Raw genomic sequence first — 1,861 nt, forward strand, 5'->3', positions numbered from 1 at the left:
TACCTGGTCGCCGCGGCCACGGCGCCGGTCCCGTCATCGCGCACCTGGGACATCGGCGGACCCGACGTGCTCGAGTACGGCGACATGATGCGCGTCTACGCCGACGTGGCGGGGCTGGGCAAGCGCTATCTGATCGTGCTGCCGTTCCTGACACCGACGATCGCCAGCCTCTGGGTGGGGACCGTGACACCGATCCCGCCGGGGCTGGCGCGGCCGCTGATCGAATCGCTGGAGTGCGACGCCGTCATGCGCAACCACGACGTCGACGGCATCATCGAAGCGCCGCCCGGCGGCCTGACCGGCTATCGCCGGTCCGTCGAACTGGCGCTCGAGCGGGCCGCGCGGGGCGTCCCGGAACCCTCGTGGTCGTCGCTGCGGTCCGAACCGGCCGAGGCACTGCCCAGCGACCCGGACTGGGCGGGCGAGATCGTCTACACCGATCTGCGCACCGCCGAAACCGCCACCGAACCCGCCGACGTCTGGCGGGCGGCGGAGGCCGCCGTGAATTCACGGGCGGGCGGTTGGCGGGTGGAGGAGCGCGCGGCGGGGGCCGTGCTGCGGCTGCGCTCCACCAAGCGGGCGCCGGGACGGGAGTGGCTCGAGATCGCGGTCACGCGGCGGGACGGCCGCGGCAGTCGCTACACCCAGCGATCCATCTTTTTGCCGCGGGGCATCCCTGGGCGGGTGTACTGGTTCTTCGCGCGGCCCGCGCACAACGCCGCGATGCGGGCGCTGGCCCGCGAGGTCGCCGGCTCGGCTGGCTCCTAGACGCCGAACATCGGGGGCAGCACAAGAACCATGATCAGGCCCCACACCAGGTGGGTGAGCACCGGCGCGAGGACCCCGCCGGTCGCCCTGCGTTCGAACGCGCACACCGTCCCCAGGATCACGGCGGCGAACCCGAGCATCGGGTTGCCACTGGCCAGCGTCGCGATCGTGTAGAGGATCGTCGAGATCAACACGGGGTGATACCGGCCCAGGGCCGTGTAGAGCGCGCCGCGAAAGAAGACTTCCTCCGCGACGCCGTTGACGAGCGTGATCGCCACGATCACCGGATACCACCCGTGATGGGCGTATTCCAGCACCCGGGTGATCAGCTCGGCCACGGGCGTGATCTCCCGGGCGATCAGCCCGCCGACCACGAAGATCGCGCCGAGCAGCAGGCCGATCCCCGTCCCGGTGATGACCGGCCGCTGGTTGCGGCCGCGCCAGCAGATGCCACCCAGGTGCAGCGGGCCGGAGGCGAACGCACCGGCGACCCACACCCCCGCCAGCGCCAACGTCAGCCAGTAGAAGCTGGAGTCGCCCGGATGGCGCCGCAACGAAAACCCGAGCACCACGGCACCGAGGACCACGGTGATGGCCACGATGACCCGCCGACGCCGCACGACTACGGGCGACTCATGATGCGGCACGGCGACTTTGGTGAGAGCCCGGCGCAGCTCGGACAGCGTGCCGGTGGCGGGCGAGGCGGTTGACTGGCTCATGCGGGACGCACCTTCGGGGTCAAGGCGATCAGGAGGTCGAGTCCGGTTCGAAGCGCTCCGGCCAGCGGACCCGGGACCACGTTGACAAGCCCCAGAGCCGGCCGCGCGACCGGTGGGGTGAGCCGCCGCGCGACGTGGCGGATGCGCCGCGCGTCACCGCCGGCCCACACGGGGTCGGTGTTGGCCAGGTGATGGGGGTCGGCCAGTGCGTTGACCGGGGACGGGCGATGGGGCTGATCGGCCAAGGCTAGGGCAATGGCGTCCTCGACGCCGAGCAACCCACCGGGCGGGTCGGGCACTCGGTCGCGAAGGTCGGTCTCGGACGCCGTCATCGGGTGGTCCAGCGACTCGACCAGATCGCCGGCCAGCCCCGG

2 protein-coding genes and 1 pseudogene are annotated in these 1,861 nt (G+C 71.8%); 1 reads left to right on the top strand and 2 read right to left on the bottom strand.

Annotated features, from left to right (window positions below; genetic code table 11):
* A partial coding sequence (locus A9X03_RS20030) for a DUF2867 domain-containing protein (protein ID WP_156737572.1) occupies positions 1 to 768 on the top strand: 768 nt, incomplete at its 5' end.
* Here A9X03_RS20030 and A9X03_RS20035 read toward each other — a convergent pair.
* Together A9X03_RS20035 and A9X03_RS20040 are read right to left on the bottom strand one after the other, a co-directional pair.
* Positions 765 to 1,487, bottom strand: coding sequence for a CPBP family intramembrane glutamic endopeptidase (locus A9X03_RS20035; RefSeq protein ID WP_067755865.1), 723 nt, complete (start codon positions 1,485 to 1,487; stop codon positions 765 to 767). The two genes, A9X03_RS20030 and A9X03_RS20035, sit on opposite strands and share 4 nt — an antisense overlap.
* Positions 1,484 to 1,861: pseudogene (locus tag A9X03_RS20040) on the bottom strand (NAD-dependent epimerase); the annotation flags it as partial. The gene A9X03_RS20035 and the pseudogene A9X03_RS20040, both read right to left, overlap by 4 nt.

It is taken from the genome of Mycobacterium sp. E1715, assembly GCF_001667625.1.
Lineage (GTDB): Bacteria > Actinomycetota > Actinomycetes > Mycobacteriales > Mycobacteriaceae > Mycobacterium.